17 protein-coding genes are annotated in these 22,079 nt (G+C 63.6%); 10 read left to right on the top strand and 7 right to left on the bottom strand.

The window, feature by feature from the left end; genetic code table 11:
• Positions 1-10 precede the first annotated feature (10 nt).
• A complete protein-coding gene (locus U0004_RS26365; RefSeq protein ID WP_070281608.1) occupies positions 11-1,204 on the bottom strand; it encodes a type II secretion system F family protein in 1,194 nt (397 codons plus the stop codon).
• A gap of 250 nt (positions 1,205-1,454) precedes the next feature.
• Entirely contained in the window at positions 1,455-3,986 is a 2,532-nt protein-coding gene (locus U0004_RS26360) for a M4 family metallopeptidase (protein ID WP_070256111.1), read from the bottom strand.
• 671 nt (positions 3,987-4,657) lie between these two features.
• Here U0004_RS26360 and U0004_RS26355 point away from each other — a divergent pair.
• On the top strand, positions 4,658-5,314 hold the full coding sequence (locus U0004_RS26355; RefSeq protein ID WP_034780353.1) for a hypothetical protein: 657 nt from the start codon (positions 4,658-4,660) through the stop codon (positions 5,312-5,314).
• A 51-nt stretch (positions 5,315-5,365) separates the two neighbouring features.
• Here the strand turns inward: U0004_RS26355 and argH are convergent, their stop codons facing one another.
• Complete coding sequence (gene argH / locus U0004_RS26350; RefSeq protein WP_070256108.1) at positions 5,366-6,763, bottom strand: argininosuccinate lyase; 1,398 nt, start codon at positions 6,761-6,763, stop codon at positions 5,366-5,368.
• Between the two features lie 265 nt (positions 6,764-7,028).
• Here argH and U0004_RS26345 point away from each other — a divergent pair, with 265 nt between their 5' ends.
• The 3 genes from U0004_RS26345 (at position 7,029) to U0004_RS26335 (ending at position 9,182) form a co-directional block, all read left to right on the top strand.
• Positions 7,029-7,235 carry a hypothetical protein gene (locus tag U0004_RS26345; protein WP_070256105.1) on the top strand — a complete coding sequence of 69 codons (207 nt, stop codon included), beginning with the start codon at positions 7,029-7,031 and terminating at the stop codon, positions 7,233-7,235.
• A 160-nt stretch (positions 7,236-7,395) separates the two neighbouring features.
• Positions 7,396-7,821: a GNAT family N-acetyltransferase gene (locus tag U0004_RS26340; protein WP_070256102.1), complete on the top strand. Its 426-nt coding sequence runs from the start codon at positions 7,396-7,398 to the stop codon at positions 7,819-7,821.
• Positions 7,822-7,916: 95 nt separating this feature from the next.
• Positions 7,917-9,182, top strand: a complete 1,266-nt coding sequence (locus U0004_RS26335; protein ID WP_070256100.1) for an alpha/beta hydrolase family protein — start codon at positions 7,917-7,919, stop codon at positions 9,180-9,182.
• Positions 9,183-9,218: 36 nt separating this feature from the next.
• Here the strand turns inward: U0004_RS26335 and U0004_RS26330 are convergent, their stop codons facing one another.
• The gene (locus U0004_RS26330; RefSeq protein WP_081345603.1) at positions 9,219-10,607 is read right to left on the bottom strand and encodes a YfcC family protein; all 1,389 of its coding nucleotides are present in this window, start codon (positions 10,605-10,607) and stop codon (positions 9,219-9,221) included.
• Between the two features lie 18 nt (positions 10,608-10,625).
• Positions 10,626-11,762 carry a succinylglutamate desuccinylase/aspartoacylase family protein gene (locus U0004_RS26325; protein WP_070256141.1) on the bottom strand — a complete coding sequence of 379 codons (1,137 nt, stop codon included), beginning with the start codon at positions 11,760-11,762 and terminating at the stop codon, positions 10,626-10,628.
• A gap of 201 nt (positions 11,763-11,963) precedes the next feature.
• Here U0004_RS26325 and U0004_RS26320 point away from each other — a divergent pair, with 201 nt between their 5' ends.
• The 3 genes from U0004_RS26320 to U0004_RS26310 all read left to right on the top strand — a co-directional run bounded on the left by U0004_RS26320 (position 11,964) and on the right by U0004_RS26310 (position 17,220).
• Positions 11,964-12,965, top strand: coding sequence for a MurR/RpiR family transcriptional regulator (locus tag U0004_RS26320; protein WP_070256094.1), 1,002 nt, complete (start codon positions 11,964-11,966; stop codon positions 12,963-12,965).
• Positions 12,966-12,996: 31 nt separating this feature from the next.
• Positions 12,997-15,789: a TonB-dependent receptor gene (locus U0004_RS26315; protein ID WP_115057585.1), complete on the top strand. Its 2,793-nt coding sequence runs from the start codon at positions 12,997-12,999 to the stop codon at positions 15,787-15,789.
• Between the two features lie 177 nt (positions 15,790-15,966).
• Entirely contained in the window at positions 15,967-17,220 is a 1,254-nt protein-coding gene (locus U0004_RS26310; protein WP_034780338.1) for a cyanophycinase, read from the top strand.
• A gap of 8 nt (positions 17,221-17,228) precedes the next feature.
• Here the strand turns inward: U0004_RS26310 and U0004_RS26305 are convergent, their stop codons facing one another.
• Positions 17,229-18,413 (bottom strand): DUF418 domain-containing protein, encoded by a 1,185-nt coding sequence (locus U0004_RS26305; protein WP_070256088.1) that lies wholly within the window; start codon positions 18,411-18,413, stop codon positions 17,229-17,231.
• 8 nt (positions 18,414-18,421) lie between these two features.
• The gene (locus tag U0004_RS26300; RefSeq protein ID WP_070256084.1) at positions 18,422-19,024 is read right to left on the bottom strand and encodes a TetR/AcrR family transcriptional regulator; all 603 of its coding nucleotides are present in this window, start codon (positions 19,022-19,024) and stop codon (positions 18,422-18,424) included.
• A gap of 209 nt (positions 19,025-19,233) precedes the next feature.
• Between U0004_RS26300 and U0004_RS26295 the strand changes: the two genes are divergently transcribed.
• The 3 genes from U0004_RS26295 (at position 19,234) to fabI (ending at position 22,072) form a co-directional block, all read left to right on the top strand.
• Complete coding sequence (locus U0004_RS26295; RefSeq protein WP_070256081.1) at positions 19,234-20,676, top strand: IgA Peptidase M64; 1,443 nt, start codon at positions 19,234-19,236, stop codon at positions 20,674-20,676.
• Between the two features lie 428 nt (positions 20,677-21,104).
• Entirely contained in the window at positions 21,105-21,290 is a 186-nt protein-coding gene (locus tag U0004_RS26290; RefSeq protein ID WP_139144132.1) for a hypothetical protein, read from the top strand.
• Positions 21,287-22,072: an enoyl-ACP reductase FabI gene (gene fabI, locus U0004_RS26285; protein ID WP_170846361.1), complete on the top strand. Its 786-nt coding sequence runs from the start codon at positions 21,287-21,289 to the stop codon at positions 22,070-22,072. Before U0004_RS26290 ends, fabI begins: the two co-directional genes overlap by 4 nt.
• The last annotated feature ends 7 nt before the right edge of the window (positions 22,073-22,079 follow it).

The following is a 22,079-nucleotide window of genomic DNA, read 5'->3' as shown; positions in this document are numbered from 1 at the left end:
GTAAAAACCGTCACGATAAGCTCCCGGCCAGTTCAAAGATCGGCATGTACATCAGCACCACCACGCCGCCGATGACGACGCCGATGATGGTCATCAAGAGCGGTTCGAGCAGGCGCGAGGCCCAGTCCACCCAGCGGGCGAATTCCTCGTCGTGGAATTTGGCCGAGCGTTCCAGCATGTCACCCAGGCGGCCCGTGTTCTCGCCCACTTTCAGCAGCGATTGCGCCACCGGCGTGGCCATGCCGGCGTGTTCCAGCGCGGTGGAAAACGGCATGCCTTCCTGCACCGCGCGGCGCGCCTGCGCCAGCTGCTCCTGCTGCGCCGGCAGCAGCATGGGCGCGACCATGGCCAGCGCCTTGTGCAGGGGGATGCCGGCATGCAGCAGCAGGCTGAGAGCCCGATAGAAGCGGGCCAGGCGGAATTCGGCAGCCTTCTCCGCCAGCACGGGCAGGCGCAGCAGGCGCAAGACCAGGGCCTGGCGCGCGCCGGCATTGGCGATGCCGAAGACCACGGCGGCCACCACGGCGGCCAGCGCGCTGGCGCACAGCAGCGGATGCGCGGCCAGGGTCTGGCCAAAGCCGAGCAGCATTTGCGACATCCAGGGAATCTCGCGGCCCGAGCTTTCGTAGACGACGCTGAATTTGGGCACCACGTAGCCGAGCAGGAACAGGGTCACCAGGCCGCCGACGACGAGCAGCATGCACGGGTAGATGGCGGCGGAAATGAGTTTCTTGCGGATGGCGTCGAACTGCAGCTGGTAGCCGACGAAGCGCGCCAGCGCCTCGGGCAGGTTGCCCGAGCGTTCGGCCGCATGCACGGTGGCGATGTAAATGTCGGGGAAGATGTCGGGGAAACCGGCCAGGGTGTCGGAAAAGCTTAGGCCCTGTTGCAAGGTGAGCACGATGGCGGCCAGCGTGGCCTTTGCGCTTGGTCGCGTTTCCTTGTTATGCAGGGTGGCCATGGCCTCGCCCAGGTTCAGGCCCGCTTCGAGCAGGGCCAGCAGCTCCTGGCTGAATTGCAGCAGAGGCAGGCCCTGTTTGCCGGGACGCAGCGCGACGCCCGTCTCCTGCGCAGCGCCAGCGTCGACGGCCAGCACGCGCCAGCCGCCGCGCACGGCCGCGCGGATCGCTTCGGCCTCGCTGGCGGCGTCGATGGCCAGCGCCTGGCTGCCCGCCGGGCCCTGCACCTGAAGGTGGAACTGCATCGTCGGCTCAGGCGAGCATGGCGAGGGCCTGGGGCGTCAAAATGGGGTGATGTGAAAAGGGGAATGCGCGTGCGGACAAGGTCGAAGTAGGCATCGGTCAGGAACAATCCAAAAAAAAGTTCAATTCGTCGCGGGTACCAGCAGCAGGCAAGATGCAATCACTGCTTCAGGGTAGACTGGAATTGCCAGGAAATCAATCGTGCCGTGCGGGCAAGCCTTGTCGCGATGGCTTGCCCGCATGTTCAGCCGCTTACTGGGTGACCAGGCTGACCTTGTCGATCACGAACGAGGTTTGCAGCGATGCGTCCTCGGTCGCGGCAAACGAGATCTGCACGGTCTGGCCCTTGTAGGCGATCAGGTCAAACGTGCGGATCTGGTAGCCGGCAGCCTTGTTCACGTTCGAGTACGAGGCCAGGGTGCCCAGCACCGTGCCGGCGCTGTTCTTCACGGTGACGACCAGCTTGTCGTACACGGTATTGCCCGTTTCAGCCGTGTCGATATGCAGCGCGAAGCTCAGGCTGGCCGAGGTGGCGGCGGCCGGAATGGCCACGCTTTGCGTCAGCGATTCGCTGGCTGTCGTGCCATTGCCGCCCAGCCAGGCGTACTTCGTGCCTTCGTACGCGGTTTGGCCCGTGAAGGTGCCGATGGCGCCCGTGGTGCCGCTCCAACCCGTGGCGCCGGACTCGAAGCCGCCGTTCGTCACGCGTTCGGTGGCGCTGCTCGTGCCCACCGTCAGCGTGGCGTTGTTCGACGTGGCCGTCACGGCAGGCGAGGACGAATCCGTCACCGTGGCCTTGAAGACGGCGCCGCTGTCGGCCGCTACGGTCGTGAAACTGTAGGCGGGCGATGTGGCGCCGCTGATCACGGCGCCGTTGCGGTACCACTTGTAGGTGTACGGTGCCGTGCCGCCGCCCGCGCCCACGGCGAACGAGGCGGTGGCGCCCGGTGCGACGGTGATGCTGGCCGGCTGGCTGGTGATGGTCACCGCGCCGCCCGTCGTCGATTCATCGACGTCGGCGCCCACGTTGATGGCCGCATACGCGCGCTTGACGGCGATCGCCTCGGCGCTGCCCACGCCATACAGTTCCTCGGCTGCCAGCAGCACCTTGTTGCGCGCGTCGGCGTAGTTGGTCGACGAAGTGAACTTGGTGGTGGCGGCCTTGAACCAGATGCGGTAAGCCTTGTCGCTGCCGATACCGGTCATGGCCAGCGGGCTTTTGTTCAGGTAGGAGCTGTAGTAGTCGCTGCTGGACGTGGAGTTCGACCCTTGCGACAGGAAGTAGAACATGCGGTTGTTCGGGCCGCTGCTGTAGTGGACGTCGAGGTTCTTGATGGTGCTGCTCCACGCATTCGGGCTGCTGCCATCCTTGCTTGGCTTGTACAGCCAACGCAGCGGCTGGCCATTCTTGGCGATTTCCTTGCCCGTCATCCAATCGTTGCCCGTGTTGGGGATCGTGGTGCCCGTGCCGCCGGCGCGCGCATACGCTTCCACCATTTCACCGGCGATGTCCGAGCTCGATTCGTTCAAGCCGCCCGACTCTTGCGAGTAGATCAGGCCCGAGGTGGCGTCCGTGATGCCGTGGCCCATTTCGTGGCCGATCACGTCGATGGAACCGAGGTTGTTGAACGAGCTGCCGCCGTCGCCGATGTACATGCACTTGCAGCTGCTGTCGTAGTAGGCGTTGTCGTAGGCCGTGTTGACGTGGGCGGCGATGTGGGTTGCCGTGTTGTTGCCGTCCAGGCTGGACCAGCCCAGCACATTCTTGTGCGTGTCGTAGGTGTTCATCAGGCCCCACATCGCGTTCACGGCCGCCGTCTGGCCATTGGCGTTGGTGGTGCTGCCGCCGTTGATGTATTGCTGGCCGTCGCCCCAGGTATTGCTGGTGCTGCTGTACACGCTGCCCGAGCTGGTGCCGTGATTGGCATTCGTGATGGCCATGCCGCCGAAGCTGCCGCCCGTGCCGCGGCTGGGGTCCTTCATGGTGTAGGTGCTGCCCGTGAGCGTGGTGTTGAGCGGTACCTGGCCGTTGTACTGGCTGTTGCCGATGCCGGCCACGGTTTTCAGGGCTTTCCATTGACGCAGGATGCGGCCATCCTTGGCGCTGACGACGGTGTCGTAGTAGACGGGTTTGTTACCGCTGATCATGCGCGTCTGCACCAGATAGGCCAGTTCGTAGTGGTCGACCACGTCCTGCACGTCGAGGGCGTTCAACGCGGCTTCCGATTTGTTCTCGGCGCCGGCCACGCGCACGGTTTTCATGACGGGGTAGATCAGCAGTTGCGCATGCGGCGGCACGTGGTCGACGGCGCGCACGCCAATGCTGTCCACGGCGGCGGCGATGGCTGCCGCCGCGCTGATGGCGGGCGTGGTGTCGATATCGGTGGTGGCGCTGCGGGTGACGGAATTGACACCGCCGCTACCGAGGCCGGAAGCGCGGTCCGACACGGATTCGCTGACGATGTCGCCGGCGCTGTTGCTGACCACGACCGTTTCGGAACCGAAGACGGGCAAACCCTTGTAGGTGTGCTGCACGCGGCTCACGCGTGTGCCGCTGACGCCAGGATGCTGGGCGCCGACGGCAAAGCCATGTTCGGTATTCAGGCCGCGGCTGCGCGCCTGCGCAGCCAGCTTGTTGACCAGGCTGGCGGTCTCTTGTGGAGAAGCCAGGGCGACCGGGGCGGCCATCAGGGTCTGTGGCAGCGGCGTGGCGGCGTCTGCCGTGGTAGCCATCAGCGGCAGGGCGGCGATGGATGCGGCAACTATCGTCAAACGTAAATTCATTTCTGCTCCATGGTATCGGTTAAGGAAATGGTGAATGAGCTGGCCGCGATGCCTGATGGCCACCCCGGCGTGCCTGACAGGCGGATAGCCTGCCGTTTTGTGGTGGCATGACGCCGGGTAGGGGGACACTAAACTTGTCGATATCGCCATGTCAAAAAATTCAAGAAATGGGTCACTACGCGAATTTTTGTTAAGAATTGAACATTTGTCGGTGCTACATCAGCGCAAAGTTTGATCTACCACAAGCTGTAACTTTTGTTTTGGACTACTTCCCCTAATGGCGCGTTCTGTTGGAAAAACACTGTTGCATTTTCTAAATGTTGCGATCTACACTAGGTATTCGCGTGGCCCCAACGGACCAGGCGAAGACAAAAAAAGCGCACGCGGCAATGACCGCGTCCAGATACAGCGCATCGGGAAAAAAATTCGGGAGTTTCACATGACGTCAGTTCTGTTTTCTGCTGTTGGTTTCAGCCATTTCCCCTCTGGAGCGGCATTCATGCTGCATCCGCCTTCCTAGCCGCCGCCAGCCGGTTCTTCCCCCCGCGAGGGGGTTCTTTTCCGCGAGTCCGACCGCGCCGCCCGGCGCGGCCGCTGGCGCAGTGCATCCTTTTTTCAGGAAGGGTTGCCGGCTCCTGGTGCGTGCACCGGAATCACCGGCCCGACGAACTATGCTTTCGATAGCGACCAAAGTGGAACAGATCGTGATGGAATCGGCCTTTCTCAGCGAGGGATTGGGCCGCGGCTTGCTGAACCTGTCGGAACTGGCGCGCCAGCTGCAGCCGCAATTGCAGAGCGACTTATGGAAACCGGTGGGGCAGGCCGCCGTGGTGATGGCGCTGCGCCGCCTGGCCGAACGGATGCCGCAGCAGAAAAGCGGCGAAATCGTGCTGGCGCACCGCGCGGGAGAACTTTCCACGCGCAGTGAATTGATGATTTTTACCTACCGCTATTCCGACCAGACCTATGACTGCCAGCGCCAGTTGCTGGCGCTGGCCGCACCCCAGCGCGGCACCTTCATCACGGTCACGCGCGGCGTCAACGAGGTGATGGTGATCTGCAGCCGCAGCCTGCACGCGCTGGTGGAAGAGGTCTTCGGCGGCGAGCAGGAACTGGCGCGCCTGGAGCGCGTGACGGCCGTGACCCTGCACCTGGCGCCCGAGACCTGCTATACGCCAGGCGTGTATCACGCCATCCTCAAGCGCCTGGCCTGGGAGCGCATCAATCTGATCAATATCATCTGCACCTACACGGAACTGACCTTGCTGCTGGAAGCATCACAGACGGGGGCCGCCTTTTCCGTGCTGTCGAAGATCGTCGCGCAATGAAAAACGCCCCGCTGCAGCGCTGCAGCGGGGCGTTTGCGGGATGGAAGCCGCTTATTTTTCCAGCTGCGTGCGCACGCGGGCAATCGCGGCGCGCACCTGGTTTGGTGCGGTGCCGCCCACGTGGTCGCGCGCGGCCACGGAGCCTTCCAGGGTCAGCACTTCAAACACGTCTTCGCCCGTCAGTGGCGAGAAGGCGCGCAGCTGCTCCAGCGACAGGTCAGCCAGGTCGCAGCCCGCATCGACGCAGGCGCGTACGGCCAGGGCCACGGCTTCATGGGCGTCGCGGAACGGCAAGCCTTTCTTGACCAGGTAATCGGCCAGGTCGGTCGCCGTGGCATAGCCCTGCAGGGCTGCCGCGCGCATCGCTTCCGGCTTCACCGTGATGCCGCCGGCCATGTCGGCGAAGATGCGCAGGGTGTCGATGACGGTGTCGACGGTGTCGAACAGCGGTTCCTTGTCTTCCTGGTTGTCCTTGTTGTAGGCCAGCGGCTGGCCTTTCATCAGGGTCAGCAGGCCGGTCAGGTGGCCGTACACGCGGCCCGTCTTGCCACGCGCCAGTTCCGGCACGTCCGGGTTTTTCTTTTGCGGCATGATCGACGAGCCGGTGCAGAAGCGGTCCGCGATGTCGATGAAACCGATGCGTGGGCTCATCCAGATCACCAGTTCTTCGGCCATGCGCGACACGTGCATCATCAGCACGGCGGAGGCGGCGCAAAATTCGATGGCGAAATCGCGGTCCGAGACGGCGTCGAGCGAGTTGTGGCACACATCGTCAAAGCCCAGCGTTTTTGCCACGCGCAAGCGGTCGATGGGGAAGGTGGTGCCGGCCAGCGCGGCGGCGCCCAGCGGCAGGCGGTTGACGCGCTTGCGGCAGTCGGCCATGCGTTCGGCGTCGCGGCCGAACATTTCAACATACGCCAGCATGTGGTGGCCAAAGGTGATCGGCTGGGCCACCTGCATGTGGGTAAAGCCCGGCATGATGGTGTCGGCATGCTGCTCGGCCAGGTCCGTCAGCGCGCTGCGGAACGTCGCCAGCAGGGTGGTGATGTCGTCGATGGCGGCGCGCACGTACAGGCGGATGTCGGTCGCCACCTGGTCGTTGCGCGAACGGCCCGTGTGCAGGCGCTTGCCCGCGTCGCCTACCAGTTCGGTCAGGCGTTTTTCGATATTCAGATGGACATCTTCCAGGTCCAGCAGCCATTCGAACTGGCCGGCGGCGATTTCCTGCGAGATTTGCGCCATGCCGCGCTGGATTTCCGCGTAATCGGCCGGGCTGATGATGGCTTGCGCATGCAGCATTTCCGCATGGGCCAGCGAGCCTTCGATGTCGAACAGCGCCAGGCGCTTATCAAAAAATACAGAAGCTGTGTAGCGCTTGACGAGGTCCGAGACCGGTTCGGAAAACCGGGCCGACCAGGCTTCGCCCTTTTTGGAGAATTGATCAGTCATGAAAGAAGTCCTTTAGTGTACGGCGATTATAAACAAGGTTGGCCGGCGGTAGGGCTTTTAGGACCTTGCAGGGCGCTGAAATGGCCAGGAATGGGGCTCGCAAGCCTCAAATGCCACGACGCGGGCACGTTGTGCGTTTCATCCGGGCTTTTTGTATTCTGTCCCGCGAATCGTGCGTTTGGTCGCAATCCGATGGCAGTTCAGGGGGGATCGGTCTACAGTTCAATCATCGCAGCAGACAACCAGCCACCCAAAGGACACCATCATGAACATCGCTAAAAACATGGAAGCCATCTTCGTCGCCATCATCGCCATCGCCGCTGCTACCAGCCTGGCCACCGCCGCCGTGCCGAAGTTCCGCGCCGCGCCGGCCGCTTCCGTGACCTTCGTCGCCAGCGCCGATCAAGCCACCATGCATACTGTGTATGTCAGCGCCAAGCGTCTGAACGCCGAAGAGAAAGCCGCCCTGTAAGCATGGCGGCAGCGTGCCAGTCGCAGCTACGGCAGCAGCAGGCAGAGTACCCCCGTCATCAGCAGTCAGAAGGGGCGGCAGCCCGATTCTTTCCTGCTCAGGTGACAGCAGCGCGCAAATCGCCGATGATCGGCTTTTCCCACGACAGGCGGACAGCGTGATGCCACACTTGAAGATCAGTAGCGACAAGGCGGAACTTGACGTTCCGGCCATTCACCATTTTCTCAGTACGCAATCGACATGGGCCATCGGCATCGCGCAGGCCACCGTACAGCGCGCTATTGACCATTCGCTATGCTTCGGCGGCACGCTGGACGGCCGTCAAGTGGCGTTCGCCCGCGTGGTCAGCGACTACGCCACGTTTGCCTATCTGGTCGACGTGTATGTGCTGGAAGAGTGCCGCGGCCGCGGCTACAGCAAGCGCCTGATGGAGGCCGTGATGGCGCATCCCGACTTGCAGGGTTTGCGCCGTTTCATGCTGGCCACCAGCACGGCGCATGGCTTGTATGCGCGTCACGGCTTTACGGCGCCGCTCAGGCCGGAGACGCTGATGGAGCGGTATCTTCCCGATATTTATCGGCGTTGAGCAGCTGGAGCCGTTTGCGCGCGGCCCCGGTCCTGCCCTGATATTTCCGTTTTCTTGATCAACAACGCGACAGCCCCCTATCGGACCCTGATCCCATGACCTCAAATTTTTTCTGGCCTCTGCTTGCCGTATCGTTCTCGGCGACTGCTGCGCCCATGCCGGATGCATTCAGCCCGGCGCCTTGCGAGACGGGCATTTTTCGCCAGGACCAGACGGGCTTTGTCGCCGTCACCAAAGGGGGAAAAGGGTACAGCTATACCTTCAGCGACGGGACCGTTGGCAACACGCAGGATGCCGGGGCACTGGTTGTCTGCGGAGAGGACGCGGTGCTTGTCAGCGGCAAGGGGCGCTGGCCGAAAGTGGCATTGGCCGAATCGAATACGCGCTTTGAATCGCATGGCGTCATGCTCGCGGGCCGTTTGATGGAAGCGCCGGGCGCAGGCAAGGACACGCCGCTGGTCGTGTATGCCCATGGTTCCGAAGGCAGCGGCTGGATCGACCGCGCGCGCGATCCCTATCAGATGGTTGGACGGGGCGTGTCCGTTTTCGTGTATGACAAGCGCGGCACGGGGCTGTCCGAAGGCGAATATACGCAGAATTTTCCGCGCCTGGCCGATGACCTGGTGGCCGCGTCGCGCGAAGCAAAACGGTTGGCGCAAGGGCGCTACGGCCGCTTCGGCCTGATGGGCGTGAGCCAGGGCGGCTGGATCGCCCCGCTGGCGCTGGCGCGCGCCAAGGCGCAATTTCTCGGCATCGGCTACGGCCTGGTGGCCGATATCACGGAGCAGGATGCGGCGCAGGTCGCCATGGAATTGCGGGACAAAGGCTATGGCGGCGACGTCATCGCCAAGGCCAGGACGGCGACGGATATCACGGCCAGAATCGTCAAATCCGGCTACAGGGATGGACTGGGCGACCTGTCGGCATTCCAGCAGCAGTTTGGCAAGGAACCGTGGTTTTCCCTCATCAAGGGAGGCTACACGGGGGTGTTGCTGGGCATGCCGGCTGATGAACTGCGCAAAAATGGCATACCGCGGTTCGACAAGCTCGATATCGACTGGTCGCTCGATCCCGTGCAGGTTGTAAGTCAAGTGACGGCGCCGCAGTTATGGGCCCTGGCAGAGGACGACCGCCAGGCGCCGCCAGCCGTCACCGTGGAGCGTCTGACGGCATTGCGCAGCCAGGGCCAGGCCATCTCCGTCTACCTTTTTCCGCAGGCCGATCACGGCATGCGCAGCTACGCTCAGGCGCCGGATGGAACGCGCAAGCCCACCATCATCACGCCCGGGTTTTACGACTTGATGGCCGACTGGGCAAAGGGCGGCGTCCATGGCGCCTACGGACAGGCGTATAGAAAATAAGAAAGCCACGGCGATTGTGCATCGCCGTGGCCTTTTTTACTGCCAGTGCATCAGGCAGGGCGGAATCAGCAACAGCAGCGCCAGCACCAGGTAAATCAGCTGCAGCGGAATCATCCACTTGGCCCACGTAATCCAGGGCACGCGCGCCAGCGCCAGCACGCCGACAGTGATGCCGGAAGTGGGGATCATCGGCGTGGTGAATTCGCCGAACTGGAAGGCCAGGATGGCCGTCTGGCGCGTCACGCCCACCAGGTCGGCCAGCGGCGCCATGATGGGCATGGTGAGAGCCGCCTGGCCGCTGCCCGAGTGGATGAAGAAGTTGATCACAGACTGCATGAAGAACATCTTTTGCGCGGCGAAGATGGGACTCGACGACGCCACCAGGGGCGTCAATGCGTGCAGCATGGTGTCGATGATCTGCGCGTCGCGCGCCAGGATCATGGTGCCGCGCGCCAGCGCGATGACCAGCGCCACGCTGACCATGTCGCGCGCGCCCTGCACGAACGATGCCACCAGGCTGTCCATGTCGAGCCGGCCGACCAGGCCGACGACGATGGCCATCACCAGGAACAGGGCGGCGATTTCATCGATGAACCAGTCGTACTTGACGACGCCGACGACCATCGTCAGCAAGGTTGCCATGAAAATCCACAGCACCGCGCGGTGCGTGCGCGTCATGCCGGCAAAGCTGTTCAGGTCCAATGTGTGCTCGCTGCGCTTTTCGATATCGAGCAGGTAGGTCGGGCTTTTTTCCGGATGGCGCTTGATGCGCGCCGCGTACCACATCAAGAACACGATGCTGACCGCCGTGGCGATGGCCCACACGATCAGGCGGTAGCCGATGCCGGAAAAGATCGGCACCCCGGCGATGCCCTGCGCGATGCCGACGTTGAACGGGTTCAGGAAGGCGGCGGAAAATCCCACTTGCGAGCCGATGAAGGGAATCGACACGCCCGTGATGGTGTCATAGCCCAGGGCCAGGGCCAGCGGCACGAAGATCAGGATGAAGGGAATCGCTTCCTCGTTCATGCCGAAGGTGGCGCCGCCCAGCGAGAACATCGTGAAGAAGACGGGGATGATGGCGGCGCGCACGAAGCGCGAACTGGTATGCGCCTTGGCGACGGCCTTAATCAGCGAATCGAAGGCTTCCGTTTTTTGCAGCACGGCGAAGGCGCCGCCGACGATCAGCACGAAGCCGATGATCAGGCTGGCGTCGACGAAGCCCTTGATGGGCGCCATCATCAGCGCGGCGAGTCCCTGAGGCTTGTTGTCGACATAGTGAAACGTGCCGGGGATGATCAGCTGCTTGCCGTTGACCAGCTGGGTATCGAATTTCCCGCCCGGCACCAGCCATGTCGCCAGGGCGATCATGGCCAGGATGCCGCACAGCAGGACGAAGGTATTGGGGAGCTTGAATTTTCTCATGGCGCTTTTTTGTGACATTTATTGGCTCAGCAGGCTGCCGCCGCGGAAGGCGACGGCGCCGGCGACCTTGCCGACGTTCATGCCCCGCAGGACGTGGCGGTGGGCGCTGCGCGCAAAAAAGACGCCGGCCACGGTGCAGCGCAAGGTTGTCGTCTCGCCGCTGACGGGGTCGATCAGGTCGGCCACGGCGTCGCCGGCGGCCAGCACGTCGCCCATTTCGCGCAGATACACCAGCACGCCATGATGCGGCGCAAGGATCGGTTCTACGCCGGCCAGCGGCGTCGGTTCGCATTGCGGCGCGGGCAGATCGTCGCCGGCGCCGGCTATCTCCAGCACGCCCTCGATGGCGAGAAAGCGCAGCAGGGCGGCGGCGTCGCGCTCTGCCAGGGCGTAGCTCACTTCCACTTCGCCGCGCAACTCGACCGTGGTCGACAGGCAGGCGGCGGGAATCGGATAGCGTCCGCCGAAGTGCGCGCCGAGATCCCACCACAACCGGCTGCACGCTTCGTCGAACGGCTCTTCGCCAGCCGCCAGTTCCAGCAGCACGGCGCGCGCGCCCAAGAGTGCGGACAGGGGCGCGATCTGCGCCGCCAGCGGCGTGCCCGTGTAAATGTGCAGGGCCGCCTCGTTATCGCAATGCAGGTCGAGCACGATGTCGGCGTCGATGGCCATGCCCAGCAGGGTTTTCTTCAAGGTCTCCGCATCCGTGCCCGGCCGCCAGGCGGCGACGGCCGCGCGCGCATGCTCGCGTATCAGCGCCACGTTGGCTTGCGCATCCTGTCCCAGCTGGCCATCGAGCGTGGTTTTCAATTCATCGGCCACGTGGCGGTAGGCGCGGTTGAAGTTGATGCCGGTGGTCAGGTCGAAGCGGCCGAACGGCGCGCCATGGATGGCTTGCGCCAGGCCGATCGGATTGGCGGCCGGCACCAGGATAATTTCGCCATGCACCTTGCCCGCCGCCTCCAGCGCCAGCAGTTCGCGGCGCAAAAATTGCGACACCAGCATGCCCGGCACTTCATCCGCATGCAGCGCCGCCTGGATGTAGACCTTCTTGCCGCTGCGGCTGGTGGCTGCCGCGGTGCCGAAGTGAAAGCTGCTCAATTGGCACGCTACGCTGGCGTGCGCGGTGGAGATGGGGTGCTGTTGTACTTGCATGGTGAATTCGCCCCAAAACGGGGCGCGGTTGATGGATTTCGGTCGATTATGTAGCAATATTTTCACGAAGTAAATCAATGAAAATCCTTTTACAAATATTTGTTGAGTTTTCTTTTTGATATGAGTACAGTAAGTTCCAGCGACCCGATTTCGCCTTCCGCCAGTGATCCGCAGTACCCCAGAATACAGGCCGCCAGTGATATGAGAGCATCCGCCAATCCTGCACGCAGCAGTCCCCACACGCCACGGGCTGGCATGCTGGCGTCGCCCGATGCCGCGTTCGCGCAGTCTCCGCTGGGGCAGGCGCTGATGCACGTGCTGGCCGGCGGCTCGGCTTCGCAGCGGCAGATCGCCGACTACCTGCTGCGCAACCAGATGCGGGTGACGGCGCTGGGCATCGAGGAACTGGCCGACAGCTGCCAGGTATCGACGGCCACCATCAGCCGCTTCGCGCGCGACATCGGCCAGAAGAATTATTCGGCCATGCGCGGCGCCATGGCCGAAACCCTGCAATCGCTGTTGCAGCCAGTCGACAAATTGCGCCGCACGATAGAGCGCCGCGCGCGCACCACGTCGCCCATCACGGAAAGCCTGGAATATGCGGCCGCGAATATCGCCGCCACGTCCGATGCCCTGTCGCCGCACGCCATGCAGGCCGTGGTGCGCCGCCTGACGCGCGCCAGGGTGGTGTATGTGATGGGTTTTGGCCTGTCGGCCAACCTGGCAGGCATGCTGGTGCAGCATCTGCAGCCATTTTGCCCGCATGTGGTGGAGGTGGTGGGCATCGGCGGCTCGGAAGTGGCGGCCGGCCATTTGGTCAACCTGACGGCGCACGACGTGCTGGTGGTGATCTCGTTTCCCCGCTACACGCTCGACTGCATCGGCCTGGCCAGCTTCGCGCGCGACCGCGGCGCCTGCATCGTGGCGCTCACGGATTCGCCCGCCTCGCCCCTGGCCGAACTGGCCGATCACGCGCTGTATGCGCAAAGCACACACCCCGTCCTGCCCAGCAGCGCCAGCACGGCGCTGGCCATGATCGAAGCGCTGGCTGTGGCGCTGATGGTGTCGAACAAGAAGAACGTTGAAAAAGCGGCCCGTCTGAGCGAAGTCATCGCCGCCTATCTGTACGGCGGCGAGCATGGCGTGCAGGGACCCCGGAAAACAGCTTCAAAGCAACGCAAGGCAGTCTCAAAGTCATTATAAAAATCAGGCATCATCATTGGGGAGAATGGCAATGCACATGAAAAGACAAGACGGCGGCTCCTTGCCACGCGAGTCGGTGCTGGCGCAAGGCGTGCGACTGGCGCTGGGCGCCCTGAGCGTGTCGGCGGCGCTGGGCATGCTAGCCGGCGGCGCGCAGGCACAGGAGCAGGTGCAGGACGGCGACGCCGCACCGAAAAAAATGCAGCGCGTGGAAATCACGGGGTCGGCCATCAAGCGGCTGGAATCGGAGACGGCGCTGCCGGTGCAGATCATCACGCGCGCCGAGATCGAAAAGGCGGGCGTGACGACGGCGGCCGAGCTGATGGCGCGCGTGTCGGCCAACGTGGGAGGCCTGACGGACGGCGCCAGCATCAATATCGGCGGCGACCAGCGCGGCTTCAACAGCGCCAACCTGCGAGGCGTGGGCACGTCATCGACCCTGGTGCTGCTCAACGGCCGGCGCATGGCCAATTTTGCCTCGCCCGGTGACGATGCGGGCGTGGATCTGAATAACATTCCTGCCGCCGCCCTGCAGCGCGTGGAAGTGCTGCTCGATGGCGCCTCGGCCCTGTATGGCACGGACGCCATCGGCGGCGTGATCAATTTCATTACGCGCAAGGATTTCCAGGGCGTGGAGCTGAACGTCTACGGCAGCCGCACCGATGAAGGCGGCGCCGGCAAGCGCACGGCCAGCATCACTGCCGGCACGGGCGACCTGGGCACGGATGGCTACAATATCTTCGCCGTGGTCGACCTGCAAAAAACCGACCGCCTCAGTTCCTCGCAACGCAAGTTCATTCCGAACCTGCAGGTTCCGCAGCGCCTGGGGCATTTGCTGTCGAGTTTTACCAGCCCGGCGAATATCCGCCTGTCGGGGGAGCAGCGCGACTATTTGCAGGAACAGGGCTTCCTGCTCAATGGCCAGCCGATCAGCGGCCGGCAGATCAATCCGTCGATCCCGAACTGTTCGCCGCCGGCCAATCTGTACCTGCCAGCGGGAACGGGCGGCGTCGATGCCTGTACCTACGATTACATGGGCGACACGGAGCTGTATCCGAAGACGGACAAGCAGAACCTGCTCACGCGCGGCGTACTGAAACTGAATAACGAGCACCAGCTGTACGCGGAAGTGGCGCTGAGCCGTTCGCGCAGCTATTACGTGGGCTCGTCGGCGCGCGTGATCGGCTATCTCGATTACAGCAAGGTGCCGCAGCTGGCCAATACCGGCCTCGATAGCATCGTCGACGAAGACGGCAATCCGACTGCGCGCGAACTGGAGCTGCGCATGCGGCTGAACGAGGCGGGCATGCGCACCAGCCAGTTGACCAGCGAGAGCCAGCGCTTCGTGGTGGGCGCCAGCGGCACGCTCGCCGGCTGGGATTACGACGTGGGCTTCAATCACAGCGTCAACGTCGTGAAGGACCGCGACACGCATGGTTATGTCCTGTACGACAAGCTGTTGGAAGGTATCGCCTCCGGCGACATCAACCCGTTTGGCCCATCGGGCGCGAAGGGCAAGGCGCTGCTCGACAGCATTCAGGTCAATGACGAAGTACGGCATGCGCGCGGCACCATGGATGCGCTCGACTTCAAGGCATCGCGCGCGCTGATGGCCCTGGGTGGCGGCGACATGGCGCTGGCCGTGGGCGGCGAAGTGCGCCGCGAGCGCACCGAGTTCCGTCCCTCGGCGTTGCTGATGAGCGACAACATCAATAACGACGCGGCGCCTGAAGGCGGCGTGGCCACCAGCGACAGCCGCATGGTGCAAGCCATCTACAGCGAATTGCTGCTGCCGTTTACCAAACAGTGGCAGGCGCAGTTGTCGGGGCGTTATGACCACTACCAGCAGGTGGGCGGCGCCCTCAGTCCGAAGATCGGGCTGACCTACATGCCCAGCAAGCAGGTGCTGCTGCGCGCTTCGGCCGGCAAGGGCTTCCGCGCACCATCGATGTCCGACCTGCACCGGCCCACTGCCTACAGCAGTACGGCGACGCTGCCGGATCCCGTGTATTGCGCGAGCGAGAACAATGATTACTCCGTCTGCGCCGATAATTGGGATACGCGCCGCTACAGCAACGACAAGCTGAAACCGGAGCGCAGCCGCCAGTTCACGGCCGGTCTGGTGCTTGAGCCGAGTCGGCACTGGACCTTCAGTGCCGACTACTGGAACATCAAGCGCACGGACCTGATCAGCGAAATCGGCGACGACATCATCCTGGGCAACCTGGCCAAGTATGGCGACCTGGTGCACCGCGACGAAGACAATGAAATCGACTACATCGAGCTGCGCAAGGAAAACCGCGGCGCGCAAAAGGCGGCGGGTCTCGACATCACGGCCGACCTGCATGGCGTGCAAACGGCGTGGGGACGTTTCGGCGCCCACCTGAGCGGCACCTACGTGCTCGATTCGAAAATCCAGACCAGCCCCGGCGACGTCTTTATCAGCAACCTCAATAAATTCGTCACGGAAGGCGTGGTGCAGCGCTGGCGCCATACGATCACGCTCGACTGGGACAATGGCCCGTATTCGGCCAGCCTGTCGAACACGTATTCGAGCGGCTACGATGACCAGAACTCGGCCATCAACACGGATAACGGCAGCGTCGTCAAGCCGAATCGGGTCAAGGCGTACACGCTGTGGGACATGTCGGGCGCGTATGCCGTCAGCAAGCAGTTCAAGCTGCGCGCAGGCATACAGAATCTGTTCAATACCAGCCCGCCATATTCGAACCAGGCCTACTTTTTCCTGTCCGGCTATGACCCGACCTACACGGATCCGCGGGGCCGGCGCTTCTATGCGAGCGCCAATTACAGCTTCAAGTAAGCAGTTTTACATAGAAGCGTGGAGATACCGCAACAACGCCGTCATCTACGGCGGGTAGCATCGTAGTGCGATGGCGCTGGGTTGCAAGCAGCAGTATTGCAAGCAGCAGTATTGGCAGCAAGGGCGCGTGCCTGCATCAACAAGCGTGCGCCACTTTTCTTGTATTTGAAAGGCACCATGAAATCATCCGCAAGCCTGTATCACACCTTCCGCGCCGCGCTGCTGTTCGCGCTGGCATTGTGCAGCGTCCATGCCGTGGCGGCGCCGGGCGGCAGTGCCATCGGCAGCGCGCCGCAGGGAACGCTCGTCATCATCGGCGGCGGCCTGCGCGCCGACAATGCCGAAGTCTGGCAGCGCATCGTCAAGTTGTCGGGCGGGCCAGGCGCGCGCATCGCCGTGCTGGCCTCGGCCGCGATGAACCCGGAAAAATCGGGCGAAAGCATCATCAAAAAGCTGAACCAATATGGCGCCGATGCCTTTTTCGTGCCGCTGGCCGTCAAGCTGCCGAACAGGGATTACCGCAAGGCCGCTGAAGACCCGGCCATCGTCACGCAGATCAAGTCAGCCAGCGGCATTTATTTTGCCGGCGGCGACCAGGGACGCATCACGCAAGCCTTGCTGCGCCCGGACGGCAGCCGCACTGCCGCGCTGGAAGCCATCTGGTCGGTCTACCGCAACGGCGGCGTGATCGCCGGTTCCAGCGCCGGCGCCGCCATCATGAGCACCACCATGTTCTACGACGCCAAACCCGTGCTCGACATGCTCAAGATGGGCGTGACGGATGGCCGCGAGATCGCGCCTGGCCTGGGCTTCATCGGCAGCGATGTCTTCGTGGACCAGCATTTGCTGGTGCGCGGCCGTTTCGCCCGCATGATTCCCGTGATGCTGAAAAAAGGCTATCACCTGGGCCTGGGCATCGATGAAAACAGCGCCATGGTGGTCGACGCCATGCGCGACGTGGAAGTGATCGGCTACAGCGGCGCCTTGCTGATCGACCTGTCGGGCGCCATCAGCGACCGTGGCGTGAAAAATTTCAATATCAGCAATGCGGCCATCAGCTACCTGGACCGGGGCGATAAATTCAACCTCGTCACGCGCGTGTTTACGCCGTCGCCGGACAAGGCCGACAACAAGCTCGATCCGAACCAGCCCGACATGCGCGAACCCGTGTTCACCAACGATATCCTCGGCAATAACGCCGTGCTGGACCTGATGGGCAACCTGATCGACAACGCGCAGCAGGAAGCCATCGGCATCGCCTTCGGCAACCCGCGCGATCCGTATCCGGACCTGGGCTTTGAATTCCGCTTCAGTAAAACCGTCAACAGCGTCGGCTACAGCTCGACCGAGGCGGAAGCGTATTCGGTGCTGAAGCTGCGCCTCGATATCCGCCCCATCCAGTTGCGCCAGCCGCTGTACCGCTACAAGTAAGCGCCGCGCTACCGCCGCCAGCACGGCCACGCGGCGATCGTCAAGGCCCTGAGCAGCCACTCGACGGGGCCATACGCGTGGCCGCGCAGCCACCAGCGGCTTAACGGCAACTGCGCGCAAAAGATGATGAGCGCCAGCGCCAGGGCACCGAGCGGCGAGACGCTGCCCATCAGCCGTGCGCCATACGCGAGGAACAGCATGGCGCAGATGGCCGACTGCAGCAGGTAGTTCGACAGGGCCATGCGGCCCGTGTCGGCCAGCAGGGAAAACAGCGTGCCGTCGCGCAGGCGCTCGAACAGGGCCAGCGCCAGCGCCACATAAGCGCCAGCCAGCAGCGGCGCGCTTGCCAGGCCCACGGCCAGTCCCGCCACCTGCCATGCCTGGCTTTGCGCATACACGGAGGTCCACGCATAGAAGGCGGCGCCGGGCAGTCCCGCCAGTGCGCCGGCCCACAGCAGGCGGCGGCGCAGCGGCAGATAATCGCTGGCATGCAGCAGCATCTCGCGCTTGCCGGCGGCCAGGCCGCACAGGAACATGGCCAGCGCGCACGGTGCCTGCACCAGCAGCAGGACGATCCAGATTTCACGCAGTTCGCGCAGGTGCTGCTTGACGACGGCGGCCGGCGTGGCGTGATAGGCGGCCAGCGCGCTTGCCGCCTTTTGCGCCATCGCCACGGCGTTGTCCGCGACGTCGCCCGCCGGTTGCAGGCTTTGCAGCCACGCCATGCCGGCCCAGAATGCCACGCAGACGGTGACGAGGATGCCGGCCAGAGTGAGTGCCCGGCGTTCGCCGTAGCGGTGCAGCGCCAGCAGCACGATGCCCAGCACGGCGTAGGTGGTGAGTATGTCGCCATGAAACAGGAATACGGCATGCAGGGCGCCGATCAGCCACAGGCCCGCTTGCCGGCGCAGCATGCGCGGCACGAACGGCGCGTCGGCACGTACCGCCGCCTGCATCTGCAAGGTGAAGCTGTAGCCGAACAGGAAGGAAAACAGCAGGTAGAACTTTGTCTCGAACAGCAGGGCGACGAGGAAGTGCGTGGCGCGGTCCACGCCGCCGTGAAAGGCGGGATCGGTCAAGCCCAGGCCGAACCAGGGCGTGGCGAAGGCGCCGATATTGACGACCAGGATACCGAACAGGGCGCAGCCGCGCAGGGCGTCGACGTCGGCGATGCGCGCGGACGAAGTTTTCATGGCGCCGCTCATGCCACGACAGGGCGCAGGAAGCGCGCCAATAACAGGTGCAGGCTGGCCCGCTGCGCCACCGGGGCGTATTGGGGATCGACGGCGACCCGGTTGAAGATGCCGTCGATCAGCGCGGCGATCCAGCTGGCCGTCTGCGCGGCGTCCAGCGCGGCGTCGGCCTGGCCCGCTGCGGCCGCCTCTTCCAGCAAGGTTTGCAGGCCGCGGCGCAGGGTAGCGTCGTTGCGCGCCACCCTGGCCGCGATATCCGTGTCGCGCATCGCCTCGGCGGAAATGTCCAGCGCCAGCCCCGCAAAGTCGCCATCGGCCGCCAGCGCCAGCACCAGGTCCATGAAATCGAGCAGGGCGCCGTAGGCATCGGCGCTGCCCTGCACGCCGGTGAAATACGCGGCCGTCTCGCTGCCTTCCTGGTCGACGATGGCGGCGATGATGGCTTGCTTGGTGGGGAAGTAATGAAACAGGTTGCCGGGGCTCATGCCCGCTTGCGCGCAGATGGCGGCGGTGCTGGTCTGGTGAAAGCCCTTGCGCGCAAAGCAGCTGCGCGCGGCGGCGAGAATGGCGTCGCGGCGGGCCGCGTGTTTGCCGGGATCGATGGTGCGCATGGTTCTGTCCTTTTATAAATCGACTAGTCGATCTAATATAAAGCGATTGCATCGCCTGGTCAAGCGCATCGGCTGAAATGGGCGCTTTGCACGCTCCCGTCCTGTCGCTACAATGTGCCGCAGCGGTTTTTCCCGCGCCTGCCGGCAGGCCCGCCGATTGTTTGGAAAACCGATCCCTTCACCTGTTTTTCTACCGTTTTAGGAATAACATGCAGCAGACCCCGATTCGATCCTTCCTCTGCGCGCTGGCGCTGGCCGCCGGCATCGTCCCTGCCGCGCAGGCGGACAACGCGCCGCTGCCGGCCACCATGCGCCTCGATTACCAGCACAGCGGCAATGCGCTAGGCGAGCATTATGCGGTCGAGCGCGTGCTGGTCGAGCCCCTGCCATGGCCGGGCAACCTGGCGCGTCCCATCGATGACAGCAACCGCGGCAACAATCTGCTGGAAGTGGTCGACGTCAAGTCGGGCAAGGTGCTGTACTCGCGCGGTTTTTCCACCATCTTCGGCGAATGGGCCAGCACCGATGAAGCGAAAACCACCACGCGCGCCTTCCAGGAATCCGTGCGCTTCCCGCAGCCCGAGCACCCCGTGCGCGTGCGCATCCTCAAGCGCGACGAGCGCGGCCTGTTTTCCATCGTGTGGAGCACCGATGTCGACCCGGCGGCGCAGGACGTGATCCGCAAGCAGCCGCCAGCGCCCGTCAAGCCTATCCCGATCCGCATCAGTGGCCCCTCGTCCGGCAAGGTTGACCTGCTGATCATGGGCGATGGCTATACGGCCGCCGAAATGGGCAAGTTCGAAGCGGCGGCGCGCAAATTGGCCGAGCACCTGTTTACCGTCTCGCCATTCCGCGAGCGGGCCAATGACTTCAATGTGTGGGCCATGGCCGCGCCGACGCAGGAATCGGGCGTGTCGCGTCCATCGACGGGCGTGCATCACGCCTCGCCGCTGGGCACGCGCTACGACATCTTCGGCAGCGAGCGCTATGTGCTGACGACGGACAACCGCGCGCTGCGCGACCTGGCGCAATTTGCGCCGTATGAATTCATCGAAATCCTCGTGAATAACGATACCTACGGCGGCGGCGGCATCTTTGGCCAGTTCAGCACGGCGGCAGCGAACAACGACTGGGCCAATTACCTGTTCGTGCATGAATTCGGCCACCATTTCGCCGGCCTGGCCGACGAGTACTACACCTCGCCCGTGGCCTACCAGTCGAATGGGGAGCGCCAGGAGCCGTGGGAGCCGAACGCCACCGCGCTGCGCGATCCGGCCAGGCTGAAATGGAAGAACCACGTCAAGGCGGGCACGCCGCTGCCGACGCCCTGGCCGAAGGAAGCGTACGACAGCCATGCGCGCGAATACCAGAAGCAGCGCGCGGCCCTGCGTGCGGCCAACCGTCCTGAAAGCGAGATGAGCGACCTGTTCAAGGCCGACCTGGCGTACACGCAGCAGTTGTTCTCGAAGGCGCCGCAGCGCCATGCGGTGGGCGCTTTCGAGGGCGCGAACTACGAGTCGTCCGGCTACTACCGGCCAGAGATGCAGTGCATCATGTTCGACCGCAGCGAGACGTTCTGCTCCGTATGCCAGGATGGCATCAGCACCATCATCGACCTGTATTCGCGTCCCGCACCGGCGCCGGAAAAATAAGACCGTTCAAGTCTGTCCTGTAATGCATGGTGGGCCATGTTGCAACGCAATAGCATGGCTCCCTTTCTGCCTCGTCCTGCCGCCTGCCTTCCGCCACTGCCCAGATTTGCTTGTTTTTCAGGCGATATGCATCTGCGCCCGCATGCCTCCTTTTCTTCCCGTCAGCCCGGTAGTATTATCAAATACATACGCTCGCACGCTTGCCTGAAAAATATTTCATTTAGATAATATTGCGGTAAAATTTGATTTACATCAATGTTGCATTGCCGCAATCGCACTTATAGTTGACCTAGCTCAAAACGATAAGCATGTGGACCGGACTCATCGCGAATCACGTATCTAAATGCTGTAGAGTAATTTTCGCCCTGTACCAGTTCCCCGAGAATGCACTGGTGCCGGCCTCGAATTTCAGTGACGGAAGCCGATTCATGAAGATGCAGACCCCCGCGCCTGACGCGTGCAGTACCTTACACCCCCATACTCCGATAGCCTTGCCGTATGCGCGCGCCGGTGGCGTCACCCTGGCCATGTGCGCCGCCGCCATGCGCGCCGGCGCGGTGCGCTGCGTGCATGCGGCCACGCCGTGGCCCGCCCTGCGTCCAGTCCAGGCATGATGGCCGCCTTGCCGCAGCACTTGCCTTTGCAGGGCAAGCGGGGCCTGGTGGTGGGCATTGCCAATGGGCAAAGCATCGCCTGGGGTTGCGCCAGCGCCCTGCGCGCGGCCGGCGCCGAACTGGCCGTCACCTGGCTCAATGACAAGGCCAGGCCGCACGTGGAGCCGCTGGCGCAGCAAGTGCAGGCGGCCATCATGGCGCCGCTCGACGTGGCCGTGCCGGGTCAACTGGAGGCGCTGTTCGCGCAGATCGAACGGCAGTGGGGGCGGCTCGATTTCGTCGTCCATTCCATCGCCTACGCGCCGAAGCAGGACTTGCATGGCCGCGTGACGGACAGTTCCGCCGACGGCTTTGCGCAGGCCATGGATGTCTCCTGCCACTCCTTCATGCGCATGGCGAAACTGGCCGAACCGCTGATGCCGGACGGCGGCAGCCTGATGACCATGAGCTATTTGGGCGCCGAAGAAGTCATCGCCGACTATGGCCTGATGGGTCCCGTGAAGGCGGCGTTGGAAGCGTCGGTGCGCTACCTGGCCGCCGAACTGGGGCCGCAAGGCATCCGCGTCAACGCCATTTCGCCCGGCCCCCTGGAGACGCGGGCCGCTTCCGGCATTGCCCATTTCGACCGCCTGATGGCCGACGCCATCGAACGCTCGCCCATGCGCCGCCTGGCCACCATCGAGGACGTGGGCGCGCTGTGCGCCTTCCTCGCCGGCGACGGCGCGCGCGCCATCACGGGCGGCACCCTGTATGTCGATGGCGGCTACAACATTCTGAATTGACTGGAAG

It is taken from the genome of Janthinobacterium lividum, from assembly GCF_034424625.1.
GTDB classification, from domain to species: Bacteria; Pseudomonadota; Gammaproteobacteria; order Burkholderiales; family Burkholderiaceae_D; genus Janthinobacterium; species Janthinobacterium lividum.
The sequence above is the reverse complement of the archived record's forward strand: the minus strand, read 5'-3'. Positions and strand labels throughout refer to the sequence as shown.

Bases quoted from the DNA above. Each gene is read 5' to 3' on its own strand.
- U0004_RS26365 (WP_070281608.1), bottom strand. From the start codon at position 1,204: ATGCAGTTCCACCTTCAGGTGCAGGGCCCGGCGGGCAGCCAGGCGCTG.
- U0004_RS26360 (WP_070256111.1), bottom strand. From the start codon at position 3,986: ATGAATTTACGTTTGACGATAGTTGCCGCATCCATCGCCGCCCTGCCG.
- U0004_RS26355 (WP_034780353.1), top strand. From the start codon at position 4,658: ATGCTTTCGATAGCGACCAAAGTGGAACAGATCGTGATGGAATCGGCC.
- argH (WP_070256108.1), bottom strand. From the start codon at position 6,763: ATGACTGATCAATTCTCCAAAAAGGGCGAAGCCTGGTCGGCCCGGTTT.
- U0004_RS26345 (WP_070256105.1), top strand. From the start codon at position 7,029: ATGAACATCGCTAAAAACATGGAAGCCATCTTCGTCGCCATCATCGCC.
- U0004_RS26340 (WP_070256102.1), top strand. From the start codon at position 7,396: ATGCCACACTTGAAGATCAGTAGCGACAAGGCGGAACTTGACGTTCCG.
- U0004_RS26335 (WP_070256100.1), top strand. From the start codon at position 7,917: ATGACCTCAAATTTTTTCTGGCCTCTGCTTGCCGTATCGTTCTCGGCG.
- U0004_RS26330 (WP_081345603.1), bottom strand. From the start codon at position 10,607: ATGAGAAAATTCAAGCTCCCCAATACCTTCGTCCTGCTGTGCGGCATC.
- U0004_RS26325 (WP_070256141.1), bottom strand. From the start codon at position 11,762: ATGCAAGTACAACAGCACCCCATCTCCACCGCGCACGCCAGCGTAGCG.
- U0004_RS26320 (WP_070256094.1), top strand. From the start codon at position 11,964: ATGAGAGCATCCGCCAATCCTGCACGCAGCAGTCCCCACACGCCACGG.
- U0004_RS26315 (WP_115057585.1), top strand. From the start codon at position 12,997: ATGCACATGAAAAGACAAGACGGCGGCTCCTTGCCACGCGAGTCGGTG.
- U0004_RS26310 (WP_034780338.1), top strand. From the start codon at position 15,967: ATGAAATCATCCGCAAGCCTGTATCACACCTTCCGCGCCGCGCTGCTG.
- U0004_RS26305 (WP_070256088.1), bottom strand. From the start codon at position 18,413: ATGAAAACTTCGTCCGCGCGCATCGCCGACGTCGACGCCCTGCGCGGC.
- U0004_RS26300 (WP_070256084.1), bottom strand. From the start codon at position 19,024: ATGCGCACCATCGATCCCGGCAAACACGCGGCCCGCCGCGACGCCATT.
- U0004_RS26295 (WP_070256081.1), top strand. From the start codon at position 19,234: ATGCAGCAGACCCCGATTCGATCCTTCCTCTGCGCGCTGGCGCTGGCC.
- U0004_RS26290 (WP_139144132.1), top strand. From the start codon at position 21,105: ATGAAGATGCAGACCCCCGCGCCTGACGCGTGCAGTACCTTACACCCC.
- fabI (WP_170846361.1), top strand. From the start codon at position 21,287: ATGATGGCCGCCTTGCCGCAGCACTTGCCTTTGCAGGGCAAGCGGGGC.